The sequence below is a fragment of the Azospirillum argentinense genome (genome assembly GCF_000632475.1).
Classification (GTDB): domain Bacteria; phylum Pseudomonadota; class Alphaproteobacteria; order Azospirillales; family Azospirillaceae; genus Azospirillum; species Azospirillum baldaniorum.
Map to the genome: position 1 here is coordinate 1780288 of NZ_CP007793.1, position 25536 is coordinate 1805823.

Consider the following 25536-nt stretch of genomic DNA (forward strand, 5'->3'; position numbering starts at 1 on the left):
TACGGCGCGGGGCGGGCCGGTTGGTGGCCCTGGGAACACTTGCCCCCTCCCCGGCCCTCCCCCGCCTTCGGCAAGGGAGGGAGATCATCCCCTCCCCTGCGAAGCGGGGGAGGGTCAGGGAGGGGGCAATAAGGTGTGCGAGACTTAGTACGGCTCTTCCAGACGCTTGGCCAGCTCTTCGATGTTCTCGGGCGGCCAGTTCGGGATTTCCATACCGAGGTGCAGACCCATCTGGGCCAGCACTTCCTTGATCTCGTTCAGCGACTTGCGGCCGAAGTTCGGCGTGCGGAGCATCTCCGCTTCCGTCTTCTGCACCAGATCGCCGATGTAGACGATGTTGTCGTTCTTGAGGCAGTTGGCCGAACGGACCGACAGTTCCAGCTCGTCCACCTTGCGGAGCAGGTTCTTGTTGAACGGAACCTCCTCGTGCTTCTCCTCGGCGACCGCGTGGGTCGGCTCCTCGAAGTTGATGAACAGCTGCAGCTGGTCCTGGAGGATGCGGGCGGCGAGCGCCACCGCGTCGTCCGGCTTCACGGCGCCGTTGGTCTCGACGACCATCGACAGGCGGTCATAGTCGGTGACCTGCCCGACGCGGGCGTTGTCGACCTTATAGGAGATCTTGCGGACCGGCGAGAACAGCGCGTCGACCGGGATCAGGCCGATCGGAGCGTCTTCCGGACGGTTCTGGCTGGCCGGGACGTAGCCCTTGCCGGTCTCGACCGTCAGTTCCATGTTCAGGCGGGCGCCGTTGTCCAGCGTGCAGATCACGAGGTCCGGGTCCATCACCTGGATGTCCGCGCCGGTCTCGATCATGCCGGCCTTCACCTCGCCGGGGCCTTCGGCGCGCAGGCGCATGCGCTTCGGGCCGTCACCACCCATGCGCAGACCCATCGACTTGATGTTGAGGACGATGTCGGTCACGTCCTCGCGCACGCCGGGGATCGACGAGAACTCGTGCAGCACGCCGTCGATGTGGATCGCCGTGACGGCCGCACCCTGCAGCGAGGAGAGCAGCACGCGGCGCAGCGCGTTGCCGAGCGTCAGACCGAAGCCACGCTCCAGCGGCTCGGCCACGACGGTCGCCGTGCGGTCGGCGTCGTCACCGGGCTGGATGTCCAGCTTGTTCGGCTTGATCAGTTCCTGCCAGTTCTTCTGAAGAGCCACGGTATTACCTCATGCCATCGGGGTGGACACACGTCCGCGGGGACCGGCCGTTCCCATCCGATGGCGCCGCGATGGCTGCGGCGCCTGTCCCGGAACGGCGGGTCCCCGCGGGTGCGGAGTAGCGATGCTTCTTAGACGCGACGCTTCTTCGGCGGACGGACGCCGTTGTGCGGGATCGGCGTGACGTCGCGGATCGAGGTGATCTGGAAGCCGATCGACTGCAGAGCGCGCAGCGCCGACTCACGCCCCGAACCCGGACCCTTCACCTCGACCTCGAGGGTCTTCATGCCGTGCTCCTGGGCCTTGCGGCCCGCGTCCTCGGCGGCGACCTGGGCGGCGTAGGGGGTCGACTTGCGCGAACCCTTGAAGCCCATCGTGCCCGACGACGACCATGCAATGGTGTTGCCCTGCGCGTCGGTGATGGTGATCATCGTGTTGTTGAAGGAGGCGTTCACGTGAGCGACGCCGGCGGTGATGTTCTTGCGCTCGCGACGACGAAGACGCTGCGAAGCGGCTGAGGGCTTGGCCATGGTCCGTGCGTCCTCTTACTTCTTCTTGCCGGCGATCGGCTTGGCCGGACCCTTGCGGGTGCGGGCGTTCGTGTGGGTGCGCTGGCCGCGGACCGGCAGGCCCTTGCGGTGACGCAGGCCACGGTAGCAGGCCATGTCCATCAGACGCTTGATGTTCATGGCGACCGAACGGCGCAGGTCGCCCTCGACGCGGTAGTCGGCGTCGATGGTCTCGCGGATCTTGAGGATCTCGTCGTCCGTGAGCTGGTTCACACGGCGCTCCGCCGGGATCTCCAGCTTCGTGCAGATTTCCTTGGCCTTGAAGGGGCCGATGCCATGAATGTAGGTCAACGCAATCTCCACGCGCTTCTGCGCGGGGATGTTGACGCCAGCGATACGCGCCACGCCTGCTCTCCTCGATATCTCAACGGCAGCCCTCATGGGCCGCCTACACACCGATTGATCCCCGATCCGGACGCCGGGGCCCGAAGGCCCGGAGGCAAAACACGGATACGGGACGCACAATGTCTCCCGCCGGGCCGGTTGGGCCGCGGGAGGGTGCGACTATAGAAAAAGCCGGAAATCTGTCAAGGCCGTTCTGCGGCGTTACCGTGCTTTTCCCGGTGCCCGACCATTGTGGGGAGGCGGACCGCGGTTGACAAGCCGGACGGCAGAACTTGAGATGAACGGCCCGCCCCGAACGGAACAATCCGAACGGCACATATCAGAAGGCAGTCCCATGACCCGCAAAGGCATCCCCTTCCGGCGCTTCCGCCTGACCAAGATCGTCGCCACGCTTGGGCCGGCCACCGCGACGCCGGAGATGATCCGCGCGCTGTTCGAGGCGGGCGTGGACGTCTTCCGCCTGAACTTCAGCCACGGCACGCACGAGGATCACGGCCAGCGCCTCGCCACGCTGCGCGCGCTGGAGGCGGAATTGGACCACCCCATCGCGGTGATGGCCGACCTTCAAGGGCCGAAGCTGCGGCTGGGCACCTTCGTCGATGGCCCCATCACCGTCGAACCGGGGCACCGCATCCGCCTCGACCTCTCCACCGAGCCGGGCGACGCGACCCGCGTCGGCCTGCCCCACCCGGAAATCTTCGCCGCGCTTGAGCCGGAGGCGGAACTGCTGGTGGACGACGGCAAGGTCCGCCTGCGCGTCGTCGACTGCAGCCCCGACCACGCCGACTGCGTCGTGCTGTCCGGCAGCCGCCTGTCCGACCGCAAGGGCGTGAACGTTCCGGGCGTCGTCCTGCCGCTGACGCCGCTGACCCCGAAGGATCACGAGGATCTGGCCTTCGCGCTCGACCAGGGAGTGGACTGGGTGGCCCTGTCCTTCGTGCAGCGGCCGGAGGACGTGGCCGAGGCGCGCAAGCTGGTCGCCGGGCGTGCCGCCCTGCTGTCGAAGATGGAGAAGCCGCAGGCCATCCAGCATCTGGAGCGCATCGTCGAACTGTCGGACGGCGTGATGGTGGCCCGCGGCGATCTCGGCGTCGAGATGCCGGCGGAGGACGTGCCGAGCATCCAGAAGCGGATCATCCGCGAGTCGCGCAGGGCCGGAAAGCCGGTGATCGTCGCCACCCAGATGCTCGAGTCGATGATCGGCGCCCCGGCTCCGACCCGCGCGGAGGCGTCGGACGTGGCGACTGCGGTCTATGACGGCGCGGACGCGGTGATGCTGTCGGCCGAGACCGCGGCGGGCACCTACCCCATCGAGGCGGTGTCGATGATGGACCGCATCGCCCGCCGGGTCGAGCAGGACCCGCTCTACCGCACCATAACCGACGCCCAGCATCCCGACCCGCAGCAGACCTCCACCGACGCCGTCACCGCGGCGGCGCGGCAGGTCGCCCACACCATCCAGGCCGCGGCCATCGTCACCTACACCACCAGCGGCTCCACCACGTTGCGCGCCGCCCGCGAGCGGCCGGAGGTGCCGATCATGTGCCTGACGTCCAGCCTGGAGACGGCGCGGCGGCTCCAGCTCGCCTACGGGGTGCACAGCGTGCACTCCGCCGACGTCGCCGACTTCAACGAGATGGTCCAGAAGGCCGCCCGCTGCGCCTATGAGGACGGGCTGGCGGTGGAGGGCCAGCGGCTGGTCATCACCGCCGGCGTGCCCTTCGGCACCCCCGGCAACACCAACATCCTGCGCATCGCCTGGGTGGATGCGCAGTAAGAGGAAAGCCGTCAGGCCGGCGCACGCTCCGCCGGCGCGACCCGGGGAAAGCGCAGGGTGAAAGCCGCGCCGCGGCCCGGCGCGCTGTCGAGCGCGATGCGGCCCCTCAGCCGGCGGGTGGCGATGTTGTAGACGATGTTCAGCCCCAGCCCGCTGCCGCCCGTTCCACGGCTGGTGGTGAAGAAGGGCTCGAACACCTTGCCATGGAGTTCGGACGGGATGCCGCGCCCGTCGTCGGCATAGACCAGCTCCACCTCGTCGCCCCCCACCGCGCGCGCGGCAACGCGCAGCGTCCCGTGCTGGCCCGGGGCGTAGCCATGGATGATCGAGTTCATCACGAGGTTGGTCAGCACCTGGCTGAGCGCGCCGGGATAGCCGTCGATCAGCAGATCCGCCGGGCAATCCACCTCCACGCCGTGGGCCGCCCGCTTGATGCGGACGCCCAGGCTGCGCAGCACCTCGTCGATGTAGTCGCGCAGGTCGAACACGCGGCGTTCCTCGCTCGCCTGATCGACGGCGATCTGCTTGAAGCTCTGGATGAGCTGGGCGGCACGGTCGATGTTCAGCAGCATCAGCTGTGCCGCCTCCCCGGCCATGTCGAGGAAGTCGGCGAAGTCGGGCCGGCGCAGCGTTCCCGCCTCGAAATCGCGCCGGATGACCCGGGTCCGTTCCGCCATCAGCGAGGCGCCGGTCAGGGCGATGCCGATGGGGGTGTTGATCTCATGCGCCACCCCCGCCACCAGGGACCCCAGCGCGGCCATCTTCTCGGACTGGATCAGATGGGCCTGCGCCTCCTTCAGGTCATGGAGCGCGCGTTCGGCCTCATCCCGCGCGGCGTGGGCGCGCTCCTCCGCATGGACGCGGTCCGACACGTCGGTGTGCGAACCGACGATGCGGAACAGCTCGCCGTCCGGACCAAGAACGCGGATGGCGCGGCTCAGCATATGAACCACGGTGCCGCGCTTGTGGCGGAAGCGCAGGATGAACTGGCATTCGCCCATCGCGCCGTTGATCAGGTCGCGGGCCATCCGGGCCGACAACTCGCGATCCTCGGGCAGGATCAGCTCGGCCCAGCGGGCGGCGGTGTTGACCATCTCATCCTCGCCGTAGCCGAGCATTCCCCACCAGTAGGGCGACAGCCACAACTCCCCCGTGCGCACGTCCCATTGCCAGATCCCCTCGCGCGCCGCCTGGATCGCCAGTTCGAACAGCTCCCGGCTGGCGATGATCTCCCGCTCAGCGTTCCGCCGCTCGGTCACGTCGGTGTAGGTGACGACGAATCCGCCGTCGGGCAGAGGCCGGATCAGGCATTCCAGCACATGACCGTCGGAACGGGTGCACTCCCAGGACCGCTCGTCCGGGGCGGGGCGGGCGGGAAGCGGCACCTCGAGGGCCGCGGACGGCCCGCCAGCGGACAGGGTGGCGGGGCAAGCACTCGCCGGCCCGAAGGCCAGCCCCTCCCCGACCCGCCCGGCGATGGCGGCGTAGGGCATGTGGTAGCGCAGGAATTCCGGCTCCACCCCCAGAAGCTCCGCGGCCCGCAAGTTCCAGGCGACCAGCCGAAGCCCCCGATCGAAGGCCATCACCCCCTGGCCCAGCCCGTTCAGGACCGCCCGGCTCTGGTCCCACTGGGCTTCGAGCGCCTGTTCGGTGCGCTTGCGGGCGGAGATGTCGCTGATGCAGGCGAGCATGGCGTCCTCGCCCCGGAACCGGAACCGCCGGGCGGAGACCATCGCCCAGAGATCGCTGCCGTCGGGCCGGCACAGCCGGGTTTCGAACCCATCCACGCCGCCCGCCCCGTCGCACAGGGCGGCGAGGAGCCGTTCCCGCTCCGCCGGTTCGGTGTAGTAGGCCTTGGCGAAGCTGCGCCCGACCACGTCGTCGGGCGGCACCCCGAACAGCCGGCCGGCGGGCTGGTTGACCGCCATCACCAAGCCGTCGGACAGCCGGGTCACCACCAGGGGAACGGCAATGGCCTGCATGATCGCCCGCTCCGCCTCGCCGGCCCGGTCGCCCAGAAGGTCCTCCAGGCCGAAGAAGCCGGTGTCCTCCTGCAGGGCGCCGCCATCACCGGCAAGGGTCAGCACCAAGTCGCCGCTCTCGCCCTCCGCCGGAATCAGGAGTCTGCGTCCTTCACCCGGCGGAACCGCAAGCGCCACCGTCTCCCCGGCGCGCAACCGCTCCGCCGCCGCGGCAGCGTCCTCACGCAACGGAAGCGACGCCAGAAGGGCGTCGAGGCGATCCCCCGGACGACCGCCCAGCGACGCCCGGAACACGGCGTTGGCCCAGATCAGGCGCCCGTCGGCATCGAAGCGGGCAAGGCCGGCAGCGGCCATCCGCGAACACTCCCCTTCATTCCCCAGAATGACGCCCGCCGGATGAGACCGGTCGGGCGTTCCGAGTCCATCCGCTGCGAATTCATACAAAATGAATCTACACCAGTTTATCGCGGCTGCACCATGGCGCCTCCCGCATTCCTGTATGCGCACCCATGTTCTAGCCTCCGCCACCCCCGGCCCGGAAGGACCGACCGCCGCATGTCCGAGTTTGCCGCCTACGGCGGGCTGTTCCTCACCGCGTTCCTGGCCGCGACGATCTTTCCGGCCCAATCGGAAATCCTGCTGGTCGGCATGCACGCCACCGGCAACTACGACCATCTGGCACTTCTGCTGTTCGCCACGGCGGGCAACGTGCTGGGGTCGGTGGTCAACTGGGCGCTCGGGCGCTACCTGATGCATTTCCAGGATCGCCGCTGGTTCCCGGTCCCCGCGTCCATGGTGGCGCGGGCCACCCGCTGGTACCAACGTTTCGGGGTGTGGTCGCTGCTGCTGGCCTGGATGCCCGTCATCGGCGATCCGCTGACGCTGGTGGCCGGCATCCTGCGGGTGGACATCCGGATTTTCCTGCTGCTGGTCACCGCGGGCAAGGCGGCCCGCTACGCGGTGCTGGTCCTGGCCGTGTGAGCGGCCTACATTCACCCCATGGATGACCAGACCGCCCTTGCGGAGGACGCACCCGTCTGCGCTTCCCCCCTGCGGCGCCGGCTGTGGCTGGCGCTGGGATACGCCGCGGTCGGGCTGGGCATCGCGGGCACCGTGCTGCCGCTCCTGCCGACCACCCCGTTCCTTCTGCTGGCCGCCGGGGCCTTCGCCAAGAGCAGCCCCGCCCTGCGCGACCGGCTGTACCGCGACCCGCGCTTCGGCCCGCTGCTGCGCGACTGGCAGTCCGAAGGAGCGATCCCCCGCAAGGCGAAGGCGGCGGCGCTGATCGGCATGAGCGTGAGCTGGGCGATCGTGGCGCTGACCGCCAGCCGCCCGCTGGTTCCCGTCCTGGCCGGCACCTGCATGGCGGCGGTGGCCGTCTACATCGTCACCCGTCCGTCACCATCCCGGCCCGCACCACAAGATGCGGCGTCCGAAGGCACAGCGGCGGCGGACGGAAACGTTTCCGCATTGCGAAACGAAGCTTGAGCCAATCGGCCGATGGACGTATTACAGCCGGTAATCCCGGCCGGTCACCAGCGCCGCTGAAAAATCCTTATAATCCATAGGGATTTTTCAAATCCGTTCTCGTCTTGATCCCGATCAAGAAGCGCTCGGGTCCTGTCCGCTATTGTCCGGTCTTGCGTCCCTATCCGGAGCCAAGGCAGACGATATGCCAGACGGAAGCGCTGTCACGCCGGCGAAAATCCAGTTTTTCGAGAGCCAGAAGAAGATCCACCCGAAGGCCGTCTCCGGACGCTACCGGCGCTGGAAGACCATCCTGACCTGGGTGCTTCTGGCGGTCTTCTTCATCGCCCCCTGGATTCGCTGGGAACGCGGCCCCGACGCGCCGGCCCAGGCGGTGCTGTTCGACCTGACGACGCCGCGCTTCTTCATCTTCTGGATCGAGATCTGGCCGCAGGAAATCTACTACCTCACCGGCGTCCTGATCGTGGCGGCGCTGGGGCTGTTCCTGGCGACGGCGCTGGCCGGGCGCGTGTGGTGCGGCTTCACCTGCCCGCAGACGGTGTGGACCGACCTGTTCGTCTGGATCGAGCGCGCCTTCGAAGGCGACCGGGCGGAGCGCATCCGCCTGGACAAGGCCCCCTGGAGCGCGAAGAAGGTCCTGCGCAAGACCGGCAAGCACGCCGGCTGGCTGGCGCTGTCCGTCATCACCGGCTTCGGCTTCGTCGCCTTCTTCACCGACGCGCCGCGTTTGGCCGTCGATCTGCTGACCTTCAACGCGACCTATGAGGCGGCGGGCTTCTTCGCGCTGTTCGCGGGCATGACCTACGTCATGGCCGGCTGGACGCGCGAGCAGATGTGCTACTATATGTGCCCGTGGCCGCGCATCCAAACCGCCATGCTGGACGAGCACAGCCTCGTCGTCACCTACGACACGCTGCGCGGCGACACCCGCGGCCCGAAGCGCAAGTCGCAGAGCTGGGACGAGCGCCGGACCAAGGGCTTCGGCGATTGCATCGATTGCGGCCAGTGCGTGCAGGTCTGCCCGGTCGGCGTCGACATCCGCACCGGTGAGCAGGCGGACTGCATCAATTGCGGCCTGTGCGCGGACGCCTGCGACAACATCATGGTGTCGCAGGAGCTGCCGAAGGGCCTGATCCGCTTCGACAGCCTGGCCGCCCAGGACACCCGCGCCCAGGGCAAGACCTACCAGTGGCGGCTGATCCGCCCGCGCACCATCGTCTACGGCCTGCTGATGCTGGTGATCACTGGCGCCATGGCCTGGAGCTACGCGCTGCGCCCGCGGCTGGACATCGCCGTGCAGCGCGACCGCGCCCCGCTCTTCGTCACGCTGCAGGACGGCACCATCCGCAACGCCTACACCTTCAAGGTCTCCAACAAGACCCGCCAGGACCGTTCCTACACGCTGGCCGCCGCCGGCATCGCCGGTGCCGAGGTGAAGGTGGTGGGAGAGCGCGACGAGGACAGCGGCAGCGCGGTCAGCCACATCTCCGCCTCGCCGGACAGCGTGGCGACCTACCGCGTCTACGTCACGGTGCCGCGCGACTCCGTGCCGGACGCCTCCACCCCGGTCACCTTCCAGCTGACCGACACCAACAACGGCGACCGCGACAGCTACAAGAGCGTGTTCCTGGCGCCGGGCAGCAAGTAAGCCTGCCGGACATTCCATAAGGACCGCCGCCCATGACCTCCGCAAAGCCCGCCCGCATCGGCATCGTCACCGTGTCCGACCGGGCCAGCCAGGGCATCTACGAGGACAAGGGCGGCCCGGCCATCCGGGACGAGCTGACGCGCATCGTCGCCTCCCCCTGGGAGCCGGTGGCCCGGGTCATCCCCGACGACCGCGAGGGCATCGCCGCCACCCTGATCGAGCTGGCCGACCGGGAGCGTTGCGACCTGATCGTCACCACCGGCGGCACCGGCCCCGCCCCGCGCGACGTGACGCCGGAGGCGACGGAGCAGGTCTGCGAAAAGATGATGCCCGGCTTCGGCGAGCTGATGCGGTCGGTCAGCCTGACCGTGGTGCCGACCGCCATCCTGTCGCGCCAGACCGCGGGAATCCGCGGCTCCAGCCTGATCGTGAACCTTCCGGGCAAGCCTTCCGCCATTCACGATTGCCTGATGGCGGTCTTTCCGGCAATTCCGTATTGCCTCGATCTGATCGGCGCGGCGCGCATCGACACTGACCCATTGGTCTGCAAGGCATTCCGCCCGAAGTCCTGAGCTTTTGCCTATACCCTTTTTGCGCGTGCGGAGAGGAATACCATACGCATGGCCATGTTGCCTTGCGGGAACCCGTGCTCACCTTTTTCGTTCGAGGGGAGCGGGGTCCCCGATCAAGGTGAGCCAGCCATGCTGTTCGATTTCGAGCCTTCGGGCATCAACGACACCTATCTGCGCCTGACCCGGCGCGGTGTTTCCTGCATCGTCGCTCCGGCCGGGGCGTGGAACGGGTTGCTTCGGGTCAACTACATCGTCGCCGGGTCACCCGGCGGCGCCGATCCGCACATGATCTACCGCTGCCTGGACATCGGGTGGGACGACGGGCGCTTCTGCTGGAAGGGCCGCGCCGCCCCGGTCATGACCACCTCAGCCATGGTGGACATCCTTCAGGAACGCGGGCTCGTCACCAGCGGCGAGGCCGAGCGTCTGCTCTTCGGCATCAACAGCCCGGCGTCGGGCGGGTCGTCGGACGAGGCGCTGATCGCCCGCGCCATGCTTCTGGGCTGCACCTTCTCGCCGATCTACGAGGACGCGCCGCTGAGCAGCGGCCCGCCGCGCGTGGGCGGTTTCGCCCTGCGCACCCTGGCCGATCCCGGCGCCTTCGTGCTGACCGCCCGCGACGGCCTTCCCGTTCTGGACGCGCCCGCCCGCGACGCGCTGAAGCGCCTGATGGCCGAGAACGGCATCACGGTCTGACCGCGGCTTTTCTCCAACGTGCCAGATTTTTGTTTGGAGGGTTTCTGTTTGACGGCGGTCAAAGAAGGGTGACCGCCCCCGGCGCAGTGTGACGGCATGACCGATGCCTCAAACGCGCGGGGAACGCCATGACCAGTTCCGTTGCCGACCAGCCGGACCGCCCGCCGGTCCCCCTGATCTTCGCCTATGGGTTCCGGCCCTTCTTCCTGCTCTCCGGCCTTGCCGCACCCGTCCTGCTGGCCGCCTGGATCGCCGTGCTGGCGACCGGGTCCTGGCCGGACGGCGCCGTCCCGGCGGCCTCCTGGCACGCGCACGAGATGCTGTTCGCCTTCGTGGTCGCCGCGGTGGCCGGTTTCCTGCTGACCGCGGTGCCGAGTTGGACGGGCACCAAGGCGCTGTCCGGCCTGCCGCTCGCCGGCCTGACGGCGCTGTGGCTGGCCGGGCGGGTGGCGCTGCTGCCTGTCCTCGGCGTGCCGCTGCCGGTTGCGGCCATCCTCGACCTCGCCTTCCTGCCGGCGCTCGGCGTGGCGCTGGCCGGGCCGCTGGTGGCGGCGGGCAAGATCCGCAACACCGCCTTCCTCGCCCTGCTGGGCCTGCTGACCGCCGCCAACCTGCTGTTCCATCTGGACTGGCTGGGCGTGCTGTCCGGCGGCACCGCGCTGGGTGAGACGCTGGCCATCGGCGTCGTGCTGATGATGATCGCGGTGATCGGCGGGCGCATCGTCCCGGCCTTCACCCGCAACGCCCTGCGGCTGCGCGGGCTGGACGGCACCGTCGTCTCCCGCCCCTGGGTGGAGAAGGTGACGCTCGTCTCGACCCTGCTGATGATCCCCGCCGACCTCGCTCTGCCGGGCACCGCCATCGCCGGATTGCTGGCGCTTGTCGCGGCGCTCGCCCACGCCCTGCGGTTGGCCGGTTGGCAGCCGGCGAAGACGCTGGACCAGCCGATCCTGTGGGTGCTGCATCTCGGCTACGCCTGGGTGCCGGCGGCGCTGGCGCTGAAGGCCGCGCACCTGCTGGGGGCGGGCGTGGAAAGCTCCGCCTGGGTCCATGCGCTGACCGCGGGGGCCTTCGCCACGATGATCCTGGCGGTGATGACGCGGGCCACGCTCGGCCACACCGGGCGGATGCTGGTGGTGACCCGCCCGACCGTGGCCGCCTACATCCTGCTGACCGCCGCAGCGCTGCTGCGGGTGCTGGCGCCCGAGCTGCCGGGCGGCCTCTACTGGACCGCCCTGGAGGCCGCCGGTGCGGCCTGGATCGCGGCCTTCGCCTGCTACCTCTACGTCTACGCGCCCATTCTGCTCGCCCCGCGGGCCGACGGCCGCTCCGGCTGAGGTCCACCGGGCTGAAGAAGGCCCATCGCACGTGGGCTGCGTTTCCCGATGAGGCTGGTGGCGAAGCGGCGCTGGAGGTCTTCCGGATCACGGAAAATCTCCGCGCAGCCGGCCCGGCGCAGATCCTGCTCTGCAAAGCCGCCACACAGAACCCCCACCACGGTCAGCCCGGCCCGCCCCGCGGCCTTGGCGTCCCAGGGGCTGTCACCGACCACCACCGCCTCCTCCGCCGGCAGGCCCAGCCTTTCCAACGTCGCCTCGAATATGTCCGGATGCGGCTTCGACCGCTCGGCGTCGTCGGACGAGGTTTCCACGTCCACCAAGTCCGTAATCTCCGCCGCGCGCTTGTAGCGCTCCAGCTCGTCCCCCTTGGCGGAGGAGGCGAGCGCGATGCGCAGCCCCTCGGCGTGGAGATGCTGGAACAGGCCGCGCACCCGGCGGAAACCGCGGACCTTCGGCATGTATTTGCGGGCGAACAGCTCGTGCCGGAAATGGTCCAGCTCATCTTCGATGCGGTCCAGATCCTCCTCCGGCACGAAGACCGGCATCAGTTGATCCCCACCCTTGCCGATCTGGGAGCGCACCGCGTCGAACTCCGCGTGGTAGCCGAAATGCCGGATCGCCTCCACCCAGGCGTGGGCGTGCAGGTCCACCGAGTCGACCAACGTGCCGTCCACGTCGAAAATGACGGCCTTCAGAACGCCGCTCATCGCCGCCTCCTCACCATGCTGCCCACGTGTTTTTGGGGGTATTCCTTCTCGAACAGACGGCGTGGCGCGGCGTTCCTCGGGCCGGTGTGCGGTGCGATAGAATTTGTCACATGGACCCGTCATAGCTGTGATCCGTTCACCCCCTACACAGATTGGGAAGAACGGACATGCCCAAGACGTTGAAGAGCTACGCCGCCCTCATCGGTCGCGCCCGCCACGCCGTGCAACGCTTCAGCCGCCGCCGCGCCCGCCGCGTGCCGATGGAGCATCTCGACCTCGGCCTCTTCCAAAGCGACATCCGGCTGTAGCGCCACCCTTTCGGATGGCTCCCTATCAACCGGAGGCGCCCCCTTCACGCCGCGCGATCGCGCTCCGCCATAGGACTCCCCCTCCGTCCTAGGCGGGCAAGCTGAATGTTTCCGCCGGAACCGGCGCGCTATCGTCGCGCGGTCCATCCAGCGGAGCCTCAGCCCCCATGACCGCCACCTTCGAGTCGGCCAGCGTCGAGACAACCAGTTTCGAGGATCAGTATTTCTCCGGTGCCGCCCTTTACGGCGACGACTTCGACGCGGCCCGGATCGCCGGCTGGTATGGTGTCGCGGCGCGGAACCTGGAAGAGGAATTCGCGCGCACGGCGCCCGAGCGGCCCGGCTATCGCTACGAATACCACGCGCTGAACCACCGCCACGCCTTCCGCTTCCTGGCCGGGCGGCGCTTCCGGCAGGCGCTGGCCTTCGGCTGCGCCGCGGGGGACGACGTGGCGCCGATCGCCGGGCAGGTGGACCGCTTCCTCGCCGTGGAACCCATCGAGCGCTTCTGGCGGACCGACATCGCCGGCACCCCCGCCGAGTACCGCCGTCCCACGCTGGGTGGGCGCATCGACTGCGCGGACGGGGCCAACGACCTGACCGTCTGCCTGCACACGCTGCACCACATCCCGAACGCCGGCGCCCTGCTGGCCGAGTTCGCCCGCGTCACCGGCCCCGGCGGTCTGTTCATCCTGCGCGAGCCGATCAGCACCATGGGCGACTGGCGCCGCCCCCGCCGCGGCCTGACCGCGAACGAGCGCGGTTTCCCCGTGGAGTGGTTGGAGGAGCGCTTCGCCCGGCTGGGCTTCACGGTGCGGCAGCGCCGTTTCTGCTCCTTCCCGCTGACCGAGCGGCTGGGGCCGCTGATGGGCGTCTCCCTGCCCTACGGCAACCCGCTGCTGGTGCGACTGGACGAGGCGGCCTGCGCGCTGACGCGGTGGAACATCGCCTACCACCGCGACTCGCTCCGCAAGAAGTTCGCCCCCGGCGCCGTCTATTACGTGCTGGAGCGCGCTACGACGACGCCAGCGCGTCCGTGAAGGTCGCCGCGTCGACGTTGCCGCCGCTCAGCACCACGGCGACGGTGCGGCCCGCCGCCGGCAGCTTGCCCGTCAGCACGGCGGCCAGCCCGACCGCCCCGCCCGGCTCGACCACCAGCTTCAGCACGGTGAAGGCGTAGGCCATGGCGGCCTTCACCTCGGCGTCGGTGACGGCGAGGCTGCCGGACAGCAGGTCCTTCATCACCGGGAAGGTCAGGGCGCCCGGTGTCGGCGTCAGCAGCGCGTCGCAGATGGAGCGTTGCCCGGCGGCGTTCTCCACCCGCTCCCCGGCGGCCAGCGAGCGCGCCACGTCGTCGAAGCCCGCCGGCTCCGCCGCCCACAGGCGGGCGTCGGGGAAGCTGTGGCGGACCGCCGTCGCGACCCCGGACATCAGCCCGCCGCCGCTGCACGGCGCGATCACGTCGTCCGGAACCGCGCCGATGGCCTGCGCCTGCGCCGCGATCTCCAACCCGACCGTACCCTGCCCGGCCATGATCTGCGGATGGTCGTAGGGCGGCACGGTGGCCGCACCCCGCTCCTCCGCGATGGCCGTGGCGATGGCTTCGCGGCTTTCGGTCCAGCGGTCGTAGAGAACCACCTCGGCGCCGTAGCCGCGGGTGTTGGCGATCTTCAGGGCCGGCGCGTCGCTGGGCATGACGATGACCGCGGGCATGCCGAGCAGCGCCGCCGCCGCCGCGACGCCCTGGGCGTGGTTGCCCGACGACCAGGCGACCACCCCGCCCCGGCGCTCCTCCGGCGTCAGTTGGGAGAGCCGGTTGAAGGCGCCGCGGAACTTGAAGGAGCCGCTGCGCTGCAGGACCTCTGGCTTCAGCAGGACACGCCCGCCGACCCGCTCATTCAGCAGGGCGTTCTCCAGGAGCGGCGTGCGCACGGCGAAGCCGTCCAGCCGCGCCGCGGCCTCGACGATGTCCTGGTGGCCGATGGCAAAGGAATTCGACGCGGGCATGGCTCAGCGGCCTCCGGAAACGTTGAGAAGGGCGCCGGTCACGTAGGACGCGGCGTTGGACAGCAGCCACAATACGGTTTCGGCGACCTCGTCCGCCGTCCCGGCGCGCCCGGCGGGCGGGATCAGGGCGGGGTTGTCGAGCCGGTTGCCGATGCCGGGAATGATCTGGATGTCGGTGTCGATCAGGCCGGGCCGCACGCAGTTCACGCGGACGCCCTCCTTCGCCACCTCGCGGGCGAGGCCGACGGTCAGGCTGTCCACCGCGCCCTTGCTGGCCGCATAGCCCACATACTCGTTGGGCGAGCCCAGCACGGCGGCAATGGAGCCGACGTTGACGATGCTGCCACCTTTCCCGCCGTGGCGGGTGGACATGCGGCGCACCGCCTCCCGCGCGCAGAGGACCGCGCCGGTCACGTTGATGTCCAGCATGCGGCGCAGGTCGTCCGGCGCGGCCTCGTCAAGCCGTCCGTAAGGGCCGATGATGCCGGCGTTGTTGACCAGTCCAGCGGTGGGGCCGAAGCGGTCCTCCGCCGCGTCGAACAGAGCGCGGATGTCCTCTTCGCGAGCCGCATCGCCTTTGACGGCCTGGGCCTGCCCGCCGGCCTCGCGGATCGCCGCCAGCGTGGCCTCCGCCGCCGCTTCGTTGCCGATGTAGGAGAAGGTGACGGCGTGGCCGCGCTGCGCGGCCATGCGGGCGACCGCCGCCCCGATACCCCGACCGCCGCCGGTGACGACCAGCGATGTGAGCGTGGTGGACATGGTTTCTTAGCCCTCCTGCGGGTTGCCGGCCAGCCGGTCGAAAATCCGGGCGAGCGCGCCGTCGCCCTCGCGCCCCAGCCCAACCGCGGCGGCCATGGTGAAGAGTTGCAGGGCGGAGGCGGCCAGCGGAGTCGGCACGGTCAGCCGCCGCGCGGCGTCCATCACGTTGCCCAGGTCCGCCCCGACGATGCCCAGCGGCCGTTGCGACGGGATGTGGAAGGGACCGGCGGCGAGGATCTCGGCCAGCCGCTGCGGATCGACCCCGGCGCGGACTCCGAAGGCCGTGGCCTCCGCCACCGCGGCGGCGTGGATGCCGGTCAGCATCTGCTCCACCGCCTTCACGGCGGAGCCCTGCCCGTGCTCGGTGCCGACGCGGTGCAGCGTGCCCGACGCGGCGGCGATCAGATCGGCCGCCCGCGCGAAGGCGTCCTCGGGGCCGGAGGCCATCACCACCATGCGCCCTTCCGCCGCCCGCACCGGACCTCCGCCGACCGGCGCGTCGAGCATCAGCAGGTCCCGCTCGGCGAGGCGGCGGCCGATGGCCGCAGCCATGTCCGGCGGGACGCTGGTGGACAGGACGACCACGCCGCCCTTCGGCAGGGTGCCAGCCACGCCCTCGACGCCGAACAGCACCTCCTCCGCCTGATCCGCCGTGGCGACCAGGACGATGACGCGATCCACCCGGCGCCCGACGTCGGCGGGCGATCCCGCGGCCTCCCCGCCATGGGTGACGAGGCTCATGCATTTGGCGGCGTCGAGGTCGCAGCCGACGACCCGGAAGCCGGCACGGAGCAGCGACAGCGCCACCCCCATGCCCATGGAGCCGAGCCCGACGACGCCCGCGCTGCGGACCGGTTCCAACGCATCGCTCATGATCCCCCCTGCGGACGCGTCCGCGTCTCCCCGTGGCCCGTTAGCAATGGCCGTTGCTTCGGAGTGTCGGGGGCGCGGCGGGGAGCGTCAAGCGGCGGATGGTTCACGCCCTGATCCGCTTCGGGACGCGCAGCAGCACCCACAGCACCAGAAGATGCGCTGCCATCCAGGCCAGCGCCGCCGCGGGCATCAGCAGGCCCGGCGCCGTGCTGGCCGCGGCGACGCGCAGCGCGGCGGACAGGCCGACCAGGGCGATGGCGGCGGTGGCGGGCCGGGAGAAGTCCGGCGGCAGCGCCTCGCGCTGCAGGGTCGCGCGCACCATCATGGAGGCCGCCAGCGTGCCCAGCGCGCCCGCCCCGATCACGTGCCAGCCCGCCCCGCCGGTCAGCGGAGCCAGCCGCTCCACCCCCAGGAACAGCCAGCCGAGCCCGAGCCAGCCGTAGCCCAGATGCAGACTCCACAGGTCCGGACGCTTCAGCACGGCACCCGTCCGCCAGCGCGCCAGACGCGCCCAGGCGGTCACCCCGGCCAGCGCCGCACCCGCCGTCCCGATCCAGGCCAACGGACCGGTCGTCAACCCGGCGGCCACGGTCAGGGCGGCCAGCACCGCTCCGGCGACACCGGCCCATTCCAGGCGCGGTTGCACCCGCTCGACCAGCGTCCCGCCCTGCTTGCGGACTTCCCCCGCCGTGGCCGACGGGATGATGCGCCCGCCCATCACCAGCATCAGGATGCCGACGAGATGCAGCGCGAACAAAGCGCCCGTCCGTCCGCCGTCGCCGCCCCACCAGACCAGCGCCTCGGCCAGCGCGAAGGCGCCGATCACCGGGCCGAACAGCCTGTTGTGGCCGCTCTTGGCGGCGCGCAGGAAGGGCACGCCGGCGATCACGAAGAGCGCCAGCGGATAGGCCAACGCCAGCGGTGCCGCGACCTCCGGCGGCAGGCCGCCCAGCACCGCCAGCCGCCCGGCCAGCCACGCGGCGAAGGCGACGGTCAGCGCCATCCCGGACGGTCGCGTCAGCAGGAAGCCGCCGACCACCGCCAGCGCGTAGCCCATCAGCATCTCGTGGGCGTGCAGCGCCGGGGTCCAGCCGATGCCGAGCCAGCCGAAATAACCGGCCACCCACAGCGGCACGCTGAGCGCCCCATAGAGCGCGGCGGTGGGAAAGAACAGGCGGTGCCCCCACGGACGCTGCGGGGGCGGCGGGACGAAGGCGCTCATGCGGCGACGACAGCAGAGGCGGTGTCAGAAACCGCCGCGGCGGGGCGCAGATGCTCCTCACCCCAGGCCTTCAGCGCCAGGATGATCGGCTCCAGGCTCCGCCCGCGCGGCGACAGGCTGTATTCGACGCGCGGCGGCACCTCCGCATAGACGGTGCGGACCAGCAGCCCGTCCGCCTCCAGCTCGCGGAGTTGGGTGGTCAGCATGCGCTGGGTGACGTTCGGCACGCGGCGGCGGATCTCGTTGAAGCGCAGCGTGCCGTCCAGCAGATGGTAGAGGATCAGCCCCTTCCACTTCCCGCCGATGAGGGCCAGAACACCCTCCACCGGGCAGCCCGGCGAGCAGTCCAGGTTGGCGTGGGGAACGCGGGCCATGACGGTATCCTTTTCGACACTATGTGCGTTTCATGTGCATTCTTGCGCCCCGGTGCTGCAAGGCGCAAGTCTGTCGGCAGAGCACACCACGCCGCAACAAGCACCCAACAACAAGCACAAGGACTTCAGGCCATGCGCGCTGTCGCCTTCACCCAATCCCTGCCCATCGACGCCCCCGACGCCCTAATCGACGTCGAGCGCCCCCGCCCCGAACCCCAGGGCCGCGACCTTCTCGTCAAGATCGAGGCCGTCTCGGTCAACCCCGTGGACACCAAGGTCCGCCGCAACATGCCGCCCGCACCGGGCGCCATGAAGGTGCTGGGCTGGGACGCCGCCGGCACCGTGGTCGCCGCCGGGCCGCAGGCCACGCTGTTCAAGCCGGGAGACGCCGTCTTCTACGCCGGGGCCATCGACCGCGACGGCACCAACGCCGAGTTCCATCTGGTGGACGAGCGCATCGTCGGGCCGAAGCCGGCCAGCCTCGACTTCGCCCAGGCCGCCGCCCTGCCGCTGACCAGCATCACCGCGTGGGAAGCCATGTTCGACCGGCTGGACGTGCGGCGTCCGGTGCCGGGGGCGGCCAACGCCATCCTGATCGTCGGCGGGGCCGGCGGCGTCGGTTCCATCGCCATCCAGCTCGCCCGGCAGCTGACCGACCTGACGGTCATCGCCACCGCGTCCCGTGAGGAGACGCAGGCCTGGTGCCGCGATCTGGGCGCCCATCACGTCGTCGACCACCGCAAGCCGCTGGCCGCCCAGGTGGAGGCGCTGGGCATCGGCGCCCCCGCCTTCGTCTTCTCGACCAACGACACCGGCGCCCACCTGCCGGAGATCGCCGCCCTGATCGCCCCGCAGGGCCGCGTCGCGCTGATCGACGACCCGGCGGGGCTGGACGTCATGGTGCTGAAGCGCAAGAGCGTGTCGCTGCATTGGGAATTCATGTTCACCCGGCCGGTGTTCGGCACCGCCGACATCGACGCCCAGCACGCGCTGCTCAGCGAGGTGTCGCGCCTCGTCGACGCCGGCACCGTCCGCACGACGCTGGCCGAGACGTTCGGCACCATCAACGCCACCAACCTGACGCGCGCCCACGCCCTGCTCGAAAGCGGGCGGGCCAAGGGCAAGATCGTGCTGGCCGGCTTCTGAACCCCTCCTTGCCTTTTGGGCGGGGGACGGCCAGTCTCCCGTCCCAAGGGAGCGGAGCGGAGAAGCGGGAATGGCCGGGGTGAAGTGGCTCGGATGCCGGAAGCGGGCCGGCGAGACCGGTGCGTCTTGGGCGGCGCCATGACCCGCCTGCGCATCCGCATCGACTTCGACACCGGCGGCTCGGTCGGGCCGGGCAAGATCATGCTGCTGGAGCGGATCCGGGAGACCGGTTCCATTTCCGCCGCGGCGCGGACCCTGGACATGTCCTACCGCCGCGCCTGGCTGCTGGTCGACGACCTGAACCGCATCTTCGCCGAGCCGGTGGTCTCCGCCGCGGTGGGCGGCAAGCATGGCGGCGGGACCGCGCTGACCGCCTTCGGCGAGCGGGTGATCGAGCATTACCGAGCGGTGGAGCGCGATGCCTTCGCCGCGACGACCCCCCGGCTGGAGGCGCTGGAGGGGATGCTCAACGCCGGGTATGGCGCGGGAAGCAACCCGGCGGACGACGGCAGCTTCTCCGGCGACCCTGGGCTGAAGCCCGGCTGCAAGCCGGCCTGACGGTTCTTCCAAACGGCGAGAGGGGTTGGGGCGACGGGGGAGCCGTGGTATGGGAAGGCGGATTTTCCACCACCCTTTCCCGCATCGCTCACGCCAAGGATTTCCGCCATGCGCCCGGTCAAGATCGCCCCGTCCATCCTCTCCGCCGATTTCGCCCGGCTGGGCGAGGAAGTGCGCGCCATCGATGCGGCGGGCGCCGACTACATCCACATCGACGTGATGGACGGCCATTTCGTCCCCAACATCACCATCGGCCCGGCGGTGGTGAAGGCGCTGCGCCCGCACACGGCGAAGCCCTTCGACGTGCATCTGATGATCTCCCCGGTGGACCCCTACATCGCCGCCTTCGCCGACGCCGGCGCCGACATCATCACCGTCCATCCGGAGGCCGGCGCGCACGTCCACCGCACCATCCAGCTCATCAAGTCGCTGGGCAAGAAGGCCGGCCTGTCGCTGAACCCGGCCACCCCGCTGGAGGCCGTCGACTATCTGCTGGAAGACCTCGACCTCATCCTGGTCATGACGGTCAACCCCGGCTTCGGCGGGCAGAGTTTCATCGCCAACCAGCTTCCCAAGATCCATGAGCTGCGCCGCCGCATCGACGCGCTGGGCAAGCCCATCGACCTCCAGGTGGACGGCGGCATCAACGGCGAGACCGCCCGCATCGCCATCGAGGCGGGGGCCGACGTTCTGGTCGCCGGAACCGCCACCTTCACCGGCGGGCCGGACCGTTACGCCGCCAACATCCGCGCTCTCCGGAGCTGATCTCCGGCCCACCCCTCTCCCTCCCGGCCATGCTCCAGGTGGGTTTATCCGCAAGAGGGTCCTCCTTCGGGCAGAACCAAACGCCGTTCTGGGCGTTATGGCTGCGTGGGATCGAGGACATCGATACTGGAGGGAGAGAGGTTATGGGTATTCTGTGGACGATCATCATCGGCTTCCTGGCCGGCATCGTCGCCAAGTTCCTGATGCCGGGCCGTGATCCGGGCGGCTTCATCATCACCACGCTGCTCGGCATCGCGGGTGCCTTCGTCGCCACCTATCTGGGCGAGGCCGTGGGCTGGTACCGGGCGGGCGAAGGGGCCGGCTTCATCGGCGCCATCGTCGGCGCCATCATCATCCTGGCCATCTACCGCATGATCGCCGGGCGCCGGACCACCGTCTGAGACTGCGGCACACCACACCGCACACGCAAAGGGCGGCCCGACGGGGCCGCCCTTTCGCTTTTCCATCCGGACCGCAGATCACCGGACCGCAGTTGTTACGCCAGGGCAACCGGGCTCGGCATGAAGACCGCGCGGGAGATCGCCGCCTGGATCGCCTCGTTGGTGAAGGGCTTGCGGACGATCTGGCCGAGATGGCGGGCATCCGCCTCCTCCAGGTCGCCGTCGAAGGCCGTGACAAAAATGGTCCGCATGGCGCGCTTCTGGCGCAGCCGGCGGGCGACCTCGACCCCGCTGCCGCCGTCGGCCAGCCGGACGTCGAGCAGGGCCAGCGTCGGCTTCTCGGCCTCCAGCAGTTCCAGGGCCTCCTGCTCGTTGTTGGCGGTGCCGCAGACGACGTGGCCCATGTCGGTGACCAGCGAGCCGATCTCCATCGCCAGGATCGGGTTGTCCTCGACCACCAGAACCCGCTGGGTCAAGGCGTTGCGCACCTTGTCGCGGGCGACGGTCAGCCGGTCGTGGCCCTCGGGCGCGGGGATCTGCAGCACCTGGGCGGCCTCGGGAACCGTCAGCCCCTCCAGCGTGATCAGCAGATACATGCGCCGTTCGCCTTCCGGCAGGGACGCCAGCGCCCGTTCGATGGGGTGCGGCGACGGGGTCGGCAGCCCGTCCCCGTCCTCGTCGAACAGCAGATTCAGCAGTGCATAGAGCGGCACCCGCGCCCCGGCTTCCAGCCCGAAGCGGGACGGGGCCATCACGGCGACCTCGACGCAGCGCGTCACGAGATCGTCACCGCGTTCGGTCGCTCCGGTCAGCGCGCGCGCGTAGCGGCGCAGGTAAGGGAGATGATCGTAAAGCTGGCGTGCGTAGACTCGCATGACCCGTTCTTCCGCGCCGGTGGGTGGGTCCGTCCGGCCTTCGGCACCGAGGGGCGCTGGCCGGTCGGCTTGATTCATAACTTGTTAACACTCTGAAACACTATCACGCCCCCCAAGGAGGGCGAACCGAAAAAAAGGCCGAGTCCCCCTTCCCCCGTTGGCAGAGGCCACATGGCCGAACCGCATCGCTGGGCCTACCGCGCCTGCTCCCGCTGCTGGCGCGACCGCCACTGCCAGGGCTTCTCCACCTGCCCCGCCCACAGGCCCAGCCGGCGGCTCTGCGCGAAGGCCTCGCTGGAGGCGTAGGCCGGCGACAGGCTGCGGTAGGCGAAGGCCCAGCCGCGCGCCACCATGGCCGCCCCCAGATCGACGCCGAGCACCCGGCATTCGCCCAATTGCTGGCCGTTGCGGTCGCGTTCGGCGATGGTGCAGGTCACCTCCTGGTCCTTGATCAGGCTGGCCAGCACCGCGGTGGCGATGCGGAAGCAGTCCAGCTCATGCCCGTACCGGTTCCGGCATTTCTGCCCGACGTCGGGGGCGTCGATCCCCATCAGGCGAACCGGCGCGCCCTTGATGGACAAGGTATCGCCCTCCATGGCGACACCCTGTCCTTTTAACGTTTCATTGGGGGTGTTGGCGACCTTGCCTTTGGTCGTCCCTCCCTGGGCATACACCGTTCCGGTTGAGCACAGGACGAGAAGCGCCACCAAAGGAGCGAGCCACTCAGAACAAGGTCGGCGCGTCATCGGGCGGTGCATCGTCCAAGGGAGCCGCGCACGCCTCGTCGTCGTTGCGCACGTTGTTGACGCGCGGTCCCACCGGATGGGCCTCCAGCAGCGCGTCGGGCGCCGGCTTCAGCAGCCCCTCCAGCACCGGCAGCGGGGCGGCGGGGTCCAGCCACAGGTCCCAGTCCGTCTCGTCGAGGATCACCGGCATGCGATCGTGCAGCGGCTTCAGCACCGCGTTCGCCGTGGTGGTGACGATGGTCAGCGTCTCCACGGGCTCCGCAAGGGCCGGGCCGCCCTTCGGACCGTTCCAGCGCTCCCACAGGCCGGCGAAGGCGAAGGGCGCGCGGTCGCGGCGGCGGATGGCGTAGCCCTGCTTGCGCTTGCCCTCCGCTTTCCACTCATAGAATCCGTCCACCGGGACGAGGCAGCGCCGCTTGCGGAACGCCTCCCGGAAGGACGGCTTCTCGGCCAGCGTCTCCCCGCGCGCGTTGATCAGCCGCGCCCCGATGGACGGGTCGTCCGCCCGGAAGGGCACGAGGCCCCAGCGCAGGGTGACCAGATGGCGCCCATCCTCCTCCCGCCGCACGGCGGGCACCGGCTGGGTGGGAGCCACGTTCCAGCGGGGCTGGAGGTTCGGCAGTTCGGGGAAGCCGAACAGCCGCTGAACCTCCGCGGCCGGCGTGGCGAGTATCATGCGTCCGCACATGGCCTAAGAATAGGTGGCCCGGCGCCCCCACGCCACCGCCGGCTTATGCCCAACCGAGGGTTTTCGCCGGCCAAGGCTCCGCCTATCTTCTCCGGGTGTCTCTCCACGCCATAGGAAAGCCCCGCCCCATGATGAAGTTCGGCATCGGCCAGCCGGTCCCCCGCACCGAAGACGCGCGCCTGCTGACCGGCGGCGGGCGCTACACCGACGACGTGTCGCTTCCCGGCCAGACCTACGCGGTCTTCGTGCGCTCCCCCCACGCCCACGCCGACATCCGCGGGATCGACGCGGTGGAGGCGGCGGCGCAGCCGGGGGTGCTCGGCATCTTCACCGTCGCCGACCTGGAGGCGGACGGCATCCAGCCGATCCCCTGCGCCGCGGCGCTGACCCAGCGCGACGGCTCCCCCTACGTCGCCCCGCCCCGCCCGGCGCTGGCCAAGGGACGCGTGCGCCACGTCGGCGATCCGGTCGCCGTGGTGGTGGCCGAAACGCTGGACGCCGCCCGCGACGCGGCGGAGCTGGTGATGGTCGATTACGACGACCGGCCCGCCATCGCCGGCACGGCGGAGGCGCTGGAGGAGGGCCGCCCGCAGGTGTGGGACGAGGCGCCGGGCAACCTCTGCTTCGACTGGGAACAGGGCGAGGAAGAGGCGGTGGAGTCGGCGATTGCCAAGGCCGCCCGCGTGGTGGAGCTGGAGATCGTCAACAACCGCGTCGTCGCCAACCCGATGGAGGGCCGCGCCTGCCTCGCCGCGGTGGAGGCGGAGACCGGCCGGCTGGTCATTTACGTCACCAGCCAGGGCGTGCACGGGCTGCGCAAACAGTTCGCCCAGCTGTTCGGCCTGCCGGAATCGAAATTCCGCGTCATCACCACCGACGTCGGCGGCGGCTTCGGCATGAAGCTGTTCAACTACCCGGAATACATGGTCTGCCTGTTCGCCGCGCGCCGCCTGAACCGGCCGGTGAAATGGGCGGCGGAGCGGACCGAGGGCTTCCTCAGCGACGACCACGGGCGCGACCATGTCAGCCGCGCCCGGCTGGCGCTGGACGGCGACGGGCGCTTCCTCGGGCTGCGGGTGGACACGGTCGCCAATCTGGGGGCCTACCTGTCGAACTACGGCCCCTTCATCCCGACCGACGCCGGGTCGGCGATGCTCGTCGGCTCCTACACAACGCCGGCGGTCTATGTGCGGGTGAAGGGCGTCTTCACCAACACCCAGCCGGTGGACGCCTACCGCGGCGCCGGCCGGCCGGAGGCGGCCTATCTGCTGGAACGGCTGATCGACCATGCCGGGCGCGTCACCGGCCTCGGCCCGGCGGAGATCCGGCGACGCAACTTCATCCCGCCCACCGCCATGCCCTACGCCACGCCGATGGGCCAGACCTACGACACCGGCGAATTCGAGCAGAATCTGCGCGACGGGCTGGAGCTGTCCGACCACGCCGGCCTGCCCGCCCGCAAGGCGGCGGCGAAGGCGCGCGGGAAGCTGCGCGGGGCCGGGATCGCCACCTACATCGAGGCCTGCGCCGGCGGCGGCGCGGAGCAGGCGACGGTGCAGGTCAACGGCGACGGGCGCATCGTCCTGATGATCGGCACCCAGACCAACGGCCAGGGCCACGAGACCGCCTACAAGCAGATCATCGCCGACCGGCTGGGCGTCCCGCCGGAGGATGTGGAGGTCGTGCAGGGCGACACCGACCGGGTGTCCTGGGGGGCCGGCACCGGCGGCTCCCGCTCCGTCCCGGTGGGCGGGGCGGCGCTGGCAGAGGGCGCGGCGCGCGTGGTGACCAAGGCGACCGAGGTCGCCGCCGACCTGCTGGAGACCGCCGCGGTGGACGTCGAGTTCGTCGAGGGCCGCTTCAGCGTCGTCGGCACCGACCGCAGCGTCTCCTTCAAGGAGGTGGCCGCCAAAGCGGCGGCGCAAGGCCCCATCGCCTTCACCGAGGTCGCCCGCTGGACCCCGCCCGCCAACACCTTCCCCAACGGTTGCCACGTGGCGGAGGTCGAGGTCGATCCCGACACCGGCGTGGTCGAGGTCGTCGGCTACACCGTTGTCGACGATTTCGGGACGGTGGTGAACCCGCTGCTGGTCATGGGACAGGTCCATGGCGGCGTCGCCCAGGGCATCGGGCAGGCGCTTCAGGAGCGGGTGGTGTTCGACCCGGACAGCGGCCAGCTGCTCAGCGGCTCCTTCATGGACTACCAGATGCCGCGCGCCGTGGACGTTCCGGACATCCGCATCAAGCTGAATTGCGTGCCCAGCACCACCAACGCGCTGGGCATGAAGGGCGCCGGCGAGGCCGGGGCCATCGGCGCGCCGCCCGCCGTCATCAACGCCCTGGTGGACGCGCTCTCGGACTATGGAATCGACCACATCGACATGCCGGCGACCCCGCTGTCCGTATGGACCGCGATCCAGACGCATAGTAAAGCCGCTGCCGAATGATGAAGAACGGAGTAACGACGTCATAGGCCCTATTTCCAGACCCGATGTCACACCTTGCGTCGAATAAATTTGAGACAAT

At 69.9% G+C, this 25536-nt stretch carries 27 protein-coding genes; 14 read left to right on the plus strand and 13 right to left on the minus strand.

Annotation, left to right across the window (positions count from 1 at the left end; genetic code table 11):
- Nucleotides 1–144: 144 nt before the first annotated feature.
- The 3 genes from ABAZ39_RS08520 to rpsM form a co-directional block, all read right to left on the minus strand.
- The gene (locus ABAZ39_RS08520) at nt 145–1164 is read right to left on the minus strand and encodes a DNA-directed RNA polymerase subunit alpha (RefSeq protein ID WP_014240055.1); all 1020 of its coding nucleotides are present in this window, start codon (nt 1162–1164) and stop codon (nt 145–147) included.
- Nucleotides 1165–1295: 131 nt separating this feature from the next.
- The gene (gene rpsK / locus ABAZ39_RS08525; protein ID WP_012974490.1) at nt 1296–1694 is read right to left on the minus strand and encodes a 30S ribosomal protein S11; all 399 of its coding nucleotides are present in this window, start codon (nt 1692–1694) and stop codon (nt 1296–1298) included.
- A gap of 15 nt (nt 1695–1709) precedes the next feature.
- Nucleotides 1710–2078 (minus strand): 30S ribosomal protein S13, encoded by a 369-nt coding sequence (gene rpsM / locus ABAZ39_RS08530; protein WP_014240054.1) that lies wholly within the window; start codon nt 2076–2078, stop codon nt 1710–1712.
- Between the two features lie 334 nt (nt 2079–2412).
- Here rpsM and pyk point away from each other — a divergent pair, with 334 nt between their 5' ends.
- Nucleotides 2413–3855, plus strand: a complete 1443-nt coding sequence (pyk, locus tag ABAZ39_RS08535) for a pyruvate kinase (RefSeq protein ID WP_038528502.1) — start codon at nt 2413–2415, stop codon at nt 3853–3855.
- A gap of 11 nt (nt 3856–3866) precedes the next feature.
- Here the strand turns inward: pyk and ABAZ39_RS33720 are convergent, their stop codons facing one another.
- On the minus strand, nt 3867–6191 hold the full coding sequence (locus ABAZ39_RS33720; protein WP_063922631.1) for a PAS domain S-box protein: 2325 nt from the start codon (nt 6189–6191) through the stop codon (nt 3867–3869).
- Nucleotides 6192–6392: 201 nt separating this feature from the next.
- Between ABAZ39_RS33720 and ABAZ39_RS08545 the strand changes: the two genes are divergently transcribed.
- The 6 genes from ABAZ39_RS08545 (at nt 6393) to ABAZ39_RS08570 (ending at nt 11578) form a co-directional block, all read left to right on the plus strand.
- Nucleotides 6393–6818, plus strand: a complete 426-nt coding sequence (locus tag ABAZ39_RS08545) for a YqaA family protein (protein ID WP_014240051.1) — start codon at nt 6393–6395, stop codon at nt 6816–6818.
- An 18-nt stretch (nt 6819–6836) separates the two neighbouring features.
- Nucleotides 6837–7325, plus strand: a complete 489-nt coding sequence (locus ABAZ39_RS08550; RefSeq protein ID WP_051657878.1) for a YbaN family protein — start codon at nt 6837–6839, stop codon at nt 7323–7325.
- Between the two features lie 184 nt (nt 7326–7509).
- The gene (gene ccoG, locus ABAZ39_RS08555; protein WP_014240049.1) at nt 7510–8973 is read left to right on the plus strand and encodes a cytochrome c oxidase accessory protein CcoG; all 1464 of its coding nucleotides are present in this window, start codon (nt 7510–7512) and stop codon (nt 8971–8973) included.
- A 32-nt stretch (nt 8974–9005) separates the two neighbouring features.
- Complete coding sequence (gene mog, locus ABAZ39_RS08560; RefSeq protein WP_038528504.1) at nt 9006–9545, plus strand: molybdopterin adenylyltransferase; 540 nt, start codon at nt 9006–9008, stop codon at nt 9543–9545.
- Nucleotides 9546–9674: 129 nt separating this feature from the next.
- Complete coding sequence (locus tag ABAZ39_RS08565) at nt 9675–10241, plus strand: hypothetical protein (protein WP_038528507.1); 567 nt, start codon at nt 9675–9677, stop codon at nt 10239–10241.
- A gap of 128 nt (nt 10242–10369) precedes the next feature.
- Nucleotides 10370–11578: an NnrS family protein gene (locus tag ABAZ39_RS08570; protein WP_038528509.1), complete on the plus strand. Its 1209-nt coding sequence runs from the start codon at nt 10370–10372 to the stop codon at nt 11576–11578.
- Here the strand turns inward: ABAZ39_RS08570 and ABAZ39_RS08575 are convergent.
- Nucleotides 11530–12288, minus strand: a complete 759-nt coding sequence (locus ABAZ39_RS08575; protein WP_038528510.1) for an HAD family hydrolase — start codon at nt 12286–12288, stop codon at nt 11530–11532. The genes ABAZ39_RS08570 and ABAZ39_RS08575 overlap by 49 nt on opposite strands.
- A gap of 167 nt (nt 12289–12455) precedes the next feature.
- Between ABAZ39_RS08575 and ABAZ39_RS36070 the strand changes: the two genes are divergently transcribed.
- Together ABAZ39_RS36070 and ABAZ39_RS08580 are read left to right on the plus strand one after the other, a co-directional pair.
- Entirely contained in the window at nt 12456–12596 is a 141-nt protein-coding gene (locus ABAZ39_RS36070; RefSeq protein WP_160174807.1) for a hypothetical protein, read from the plus strand.
- A 167-nt stretch (nt 12597–12763) separates the two neighbouring features.
- The gene (locus ABAZ39_RS08580) at nt 12764–13636 is read left to right on the plus strand and encodes a class I SAM-dependent methyltransferase (RefSeq protein WP_038528513.1); all 873 of its coding nucleotides are present in this window, start codon (nt 12764–12766) and stop codon (nt 13634–13636) included.
- Here the strand turns inward: ABAZ39_RS08580 and ABAZ39_RS08585 are convergent.
- The 5 genes from ABAZ39_RS08585 to ABAZ39_RS08605 form a co-directional block, all read right to left on the minus strand.
- A complete protein-coding gene (locus ABAZ39_RS08585; RefSeq protein ID WP_051657879.1) occupies nt 13611–14603 on the minus strand; it encodes a threonine ammonia-lyase in 993 nt (330 codons plus the stop codon). The two genes, ABAZ39_RS08580 and ABAZ39_RS08585, sit on opposite strands and share 26 nt — an antisense overlap.
- Nucleotides 14604–14606: 3 nt before the next feature.
- Nucleotides 14607–15362, minus strand: coding sequence for an SDR family oxidoreductase (locus tag ABAZ39_RS08590; protein WP_038528515.1), 756 nt, complete (start codon nt 15360–15362; stop codon nt 14607–14609).
- 6 nt (nt 15363–15368) lie between these two features.
- Nucleotides 15369–16235 carry an NAD(P)-dependent oxidoreductase gene (locus ABAZ39_RS08595; RefSeq protein WP_038528517.1) on the minus strand — a complete coding sequence of 289 codons (867 nt, stop codon included), beginning with the start codon at nt 16233–16235 and terminating at the stop codon, nt 15369–15371.
- Between the two features lie 103 nt (nt 16236–16338).
- Nucleotides 16339–17457 carry an NnrS family protein gene (locus tag ABAZ39_RS08600; protein WP_038528519.1) on the minus strand — a complete coding sequence of 373 codons (1119 nt, stop codon included), beginning with the start codon at nt 17455–17457 and terminating at the stop codon, nt 16339–16341.
- Complete coding sequence (locus ABAZ39_RS08605) at nt 17454–17831, minus strand: winged helix-turn-helix transcriptional regulator (protein ID WP_038528522.1); 378 nt, start codon at nt 17829–17831, stop codon at nt 17454–17456. The genes ABAZ39_RS08600 and ABAZ39_RS08605 overlap by 4 nt, the downstream gene beginning before the upstream one ends.
- Nucleotides 17832–17963: 132 nt before the next feature.
- Between ABAZ39_RS08605 and ABAZ39_RS08610 the strand changes: the two genes are divergently transcribed.
- The 4 genes from ABAZ39_RS08610 to ABAZ39_RS08625 all read left to right on the plus strand — a co-directional run bounded on the left by ABAZ39_RS08610 (nt 17964) and on the right by ABAZ39_RS08625 (nt 20701).
- Nucleotides 17964–18977, plus strand: a complete 1014-nt coding sequence (locus ABAZ39_RS08610; RefSeq protein WP_038528524.1) for a zinc-binding alcohol dehydrogenase family protein — start codon at nt 17964–17966, stop codon at nt 18975–18977.
- Nucleotides 18978–19115: 138 nt separating this feature from the next.
- On the plus strand, nt 19116–19535 hold the full coding sequence (locus tag ABAZ39_RS08615) for a winged helix-turn-helix domain-containing protein (protein WP_038531027.1): 420 nt from the start codon (nt 19116–19118) through the stop codon (nt 19533–19535).
- A 108-nt stretch (nt 19536–19643) separates the two neighbouring features.
- A complete protein-coding gene (gene rpe / locus ABAZ39_RS08620; RefSeq protein WP_038528526.1) occupies nt 19644–20300 on the plus strand; it encodes a ribulose-phosphate 3-epimerase in 657 nt (218 codons plus the stop codon).
- 143 nt (nt 20301–20443) lie between these two features.
- Nucleotides 20444–20701 (plus strand): GlsB/YeaQ/YmgE family stress response membrane protein, encoded by a 258-nt coding sequence (locus tag ABAZ39_RS08625; RefSeq protein WP_014240033.1) that lies wholly within the window; start codon nt 20444–20446, stop codon nt 20699–20701.
- A 95-nt stretch (nt 20702–20796) separates the two neighbouring features.
- Here ABAZ39_RS08625 and ABAZ39_RS08630 read toward each other — a convergent pair whose 3' ends face one another.
- The 3 genes from ABAZ39_RS08630 to ABAZ39_RS08640 all read right to left on the minus strand — a co-directional run bounded on the left by ABAZ39_RS08630 (nt 20797) and on the right by ABAZ39_RS08640 (nt 22998).
- Complete coding sequence (locus ABAZ39_RS08630; protein ID WP_038528528.1) at nt 20797–21576, minus strand: PhyR family response regulator anti-anti-sigma factor; 780 nt, start codon at nt 21574–21576, stop codon at nt 20797–20799.
- Nucleotides 21577–21770: 194 nt separating this feature from the next.
- Nucleotides 21771–22172, minus strand: coding sequence for a thermonuclease family protein (locus ABAZ39_RS08635; protein ID WP_038528531.1), 402 nt, complete (start codon nt 22170–22172; stop codon nt 21771–21773).
- A 127-nt stretch (nt 22173–22299) separates the two neighbouring features.
- Nucleotides 22300–22998 carry an SOS response-associated peptidase gene (locus ABAZ39_RS08640; protein ID WP_081862925.1) on the minus strand — a complete coding sequence of 233 codons (699 nt, stop codon included), beginning with the start codon at nt 22996–22998 and terminating at the stop codon, nt 22300–22302.
- Nucleotides 22999–23138: 140 nt separating this feature from the next.
- On the opposite strand from ABAZ39_RS08640, the gene ABAZ39_RS08645 reads away from it, so the two are divergent.
- Nucleotides 23139–25457 (plus strand): xanthine dehydrogenase family protein molybdopterin-binding subunit, encoded by a 2319-nt coding sequence (locus ABAZ39_RS08645; protein ID WP_038528536.1) that lies wholly within the window; start codon nt 23139–23141, stop codon nt 25455–25457.
- Nucleotides 25458–25536 lie beyond the last annotated feature (79 nt).

What these genes read in the sequence shown, in the direction of transcription:
- rpe (WP_038528526.1), top strand. Translation starts at nt 19,644, where the DNA reads ATGCGCCCGGTCAAGATCGCCCCGTCCATCCTCTCCGCCGATTTCGCC.
- ABAZ39_RS08645 (WP_038528536.1), top strand. Translation starts at nt 23,139, where the DNA reads ATGATGAAGTTCGGCATCGGCCAGCCGGTCCCCCGCACCGAAGACGCG.
- ABAZ39_RS08575 (WP_038528510.1), bottom strand. Translation starts at nt 12,288, where the DNA reads ATGAGCGGCGTTCTGAAGGCCGTCATTTTCGACGTGGACGGCACGTTG.
- ccoG (WP_014240049.1), top strand. Translation starts at nt 7,510, where the DNA reads ATGCCAGACGGAAGCGCTGTCACGCCGGCGAAAATCCAGTTTTTCGAG.
- ABAZ39_RS08545 (WP_014240051.1), top strand. Translation starts at nt 6,393, where the DNA reads ATGTCCGAGTTTGCCGCCTACGGCGGGCTGTTCCTCACCGCGTTCCTG.
- ABAZ39_RS33720 (WP_063922631.1), bottom strand. Translation starts at nt 6,191, where the DNA reads ATGGCCGCTGCCGGCCTTGCCCGCTTCGATGCCGACGGGCGCCTGATC.
- ABAZ39_RS08585 (WP_051657879.1), bottom strand. Translation starts at nt 14,603, where the DNA reads ATGCCCGCGTCGAATTCCTTTGCCATCGGCCACCAGGACATCGTCGAG.
- ABAZ39_RS08550 (WP_051657878.1), top strand. Translation starts at nt 6,837, where the DNA reads ATGGATGACCAGACCGCCCTTGCGGAGGACGCACCCGTCTGCGCTTCC.
- ABAZ39_RS36070 (WP_160174807.1), top strand. Translation starts at nt 12,456, where the DNA reads ATGCCCAAGACGTTGAAGAGCTACGCCGCCCTCATCGGTCGCGCCCGC.
- ABAZ39_RS08615 (WP_038531027.1), top strand. Translation starts at nt 19,116, where the DNA reads ATGACCCGCCTGCGCATCCGCATCGACTTCGACACCGGCGGCTCGGTC.
- pyk (WP_038528502.1), top strand. Translation starts at nt 2,413, where the DNA reads ATGACCCGCAAAGGCATCCCCTTCCGGCGCTTCCGCCTGACCAAGATC.
- ABAZ39_RS08630 (WP_038528528.1), bottom strand. Translation starts at nt 21,576, where the DNA reads ATGCGAGTCTACGCACGCCAGCTTTACGATCATCTCCCTTACCTGCGC.
- ABAZ39_RS08635 (WP_038528531.1), bottom strand. Translation starts at nt 22,172, where the DNA reads ATGGAGGGCGATACCTTGTCCATCAAGGGCGCGCCGGTTCGCCTGATG.
- ABAZ39_RS08595 (WP_038528517.1), bottom strand. Translation starts at nt 16,235, where the DNA reads ATGAGCGATGCGTTGGAACCGGTCCGCAGCGCGGGCGTCGTCGGGCTC.
- ABAZ39_RS08605 (WP_038528522.1), bottom strand. Translation starts at nt 17,831, where the DNA reads ATGGCCCGCGTTCCCCACGCCAACCTGGACTGCTCGCCGGGCTGCCCG.
- ABAZ39_RS08600 (WP_038528519.1), bottom strand. Translation starts at nt 17,457, where the DNA reads ATGAGCGCCTTCGTCCCGCCGCCCCCGCAGCGTCCGTGGGGGCACCGC.
- ABAZ39_RS08580 (WP_038528513.1), top strand. Translation starts at nt 12,764, where the DNA reads ATGACCGCCACCTTCGAGTCGGCCAGCGTCGAGACAACCAGTTTCGAG.
- ABAZ39_RS08610 (WP_038528524.1), top strand. Translation starts at nt 17,964, where the DNA reads ATGCGCGCTGTCGCCTTCACCCAATCCCTGCCCATCGACGCCCCCGAC.
- ABAZ39_RS08590 (WP_038528515.1), bottom strand. Translation starts at nt 15,362, where the DNA reads ATGTCCACCACGCTCACATCGCTGGTCGTCACCGGCGGCGGTCGGGGT.
- ABAZ39_RS08625 (WP_014240033.1), top strand. Translation starts at nt 20,444, where the DNA reads ATGGGTATTCTGTGGACGATCATCATCGGCTTCCTGGCCGGCATCGTC.
- ABAZ39_RS08565 (WP_038528507.1), top strand. Translation starts at nt 9,675, where the DNA reads ATGCTGTTCGATTTCGAGCCTTCGGGCATCAACGACACCTATCTGCGC.
- mog (WP_038528504.1), top strand. Translation starts at nt 9,006, where the DNA reads ATGACCTCCGCAAAGCCCGCCCGCATCGGCATCGTCACCGTGTCCGAC.
- ABAZ39_RS08640 (WP_081862925.1), bottom strand. Translation starts at nt 22,998, where the DNA reads ATGATACTCGCCACGCCGGCCGCGGAGGTTCAGCGGCTGTTCGGCTTC.
- ABAZ39_RS08570 (WP_038528509.1), top strand. Translation starts at nt 10,370, where the DNA reads ATGACCAGTTCCGTTGCCGACCAGCCGGACCGCCCGCCGGTCCCCCTG.
- rpsK (WP_012974490.1), bottom strand. Translation starts at nt 1,694, where the DNA reads ATGGCCAAGCCCTCAGCCGCTTCGCAGCGTCTTCGTCGTCGCGAGCGC.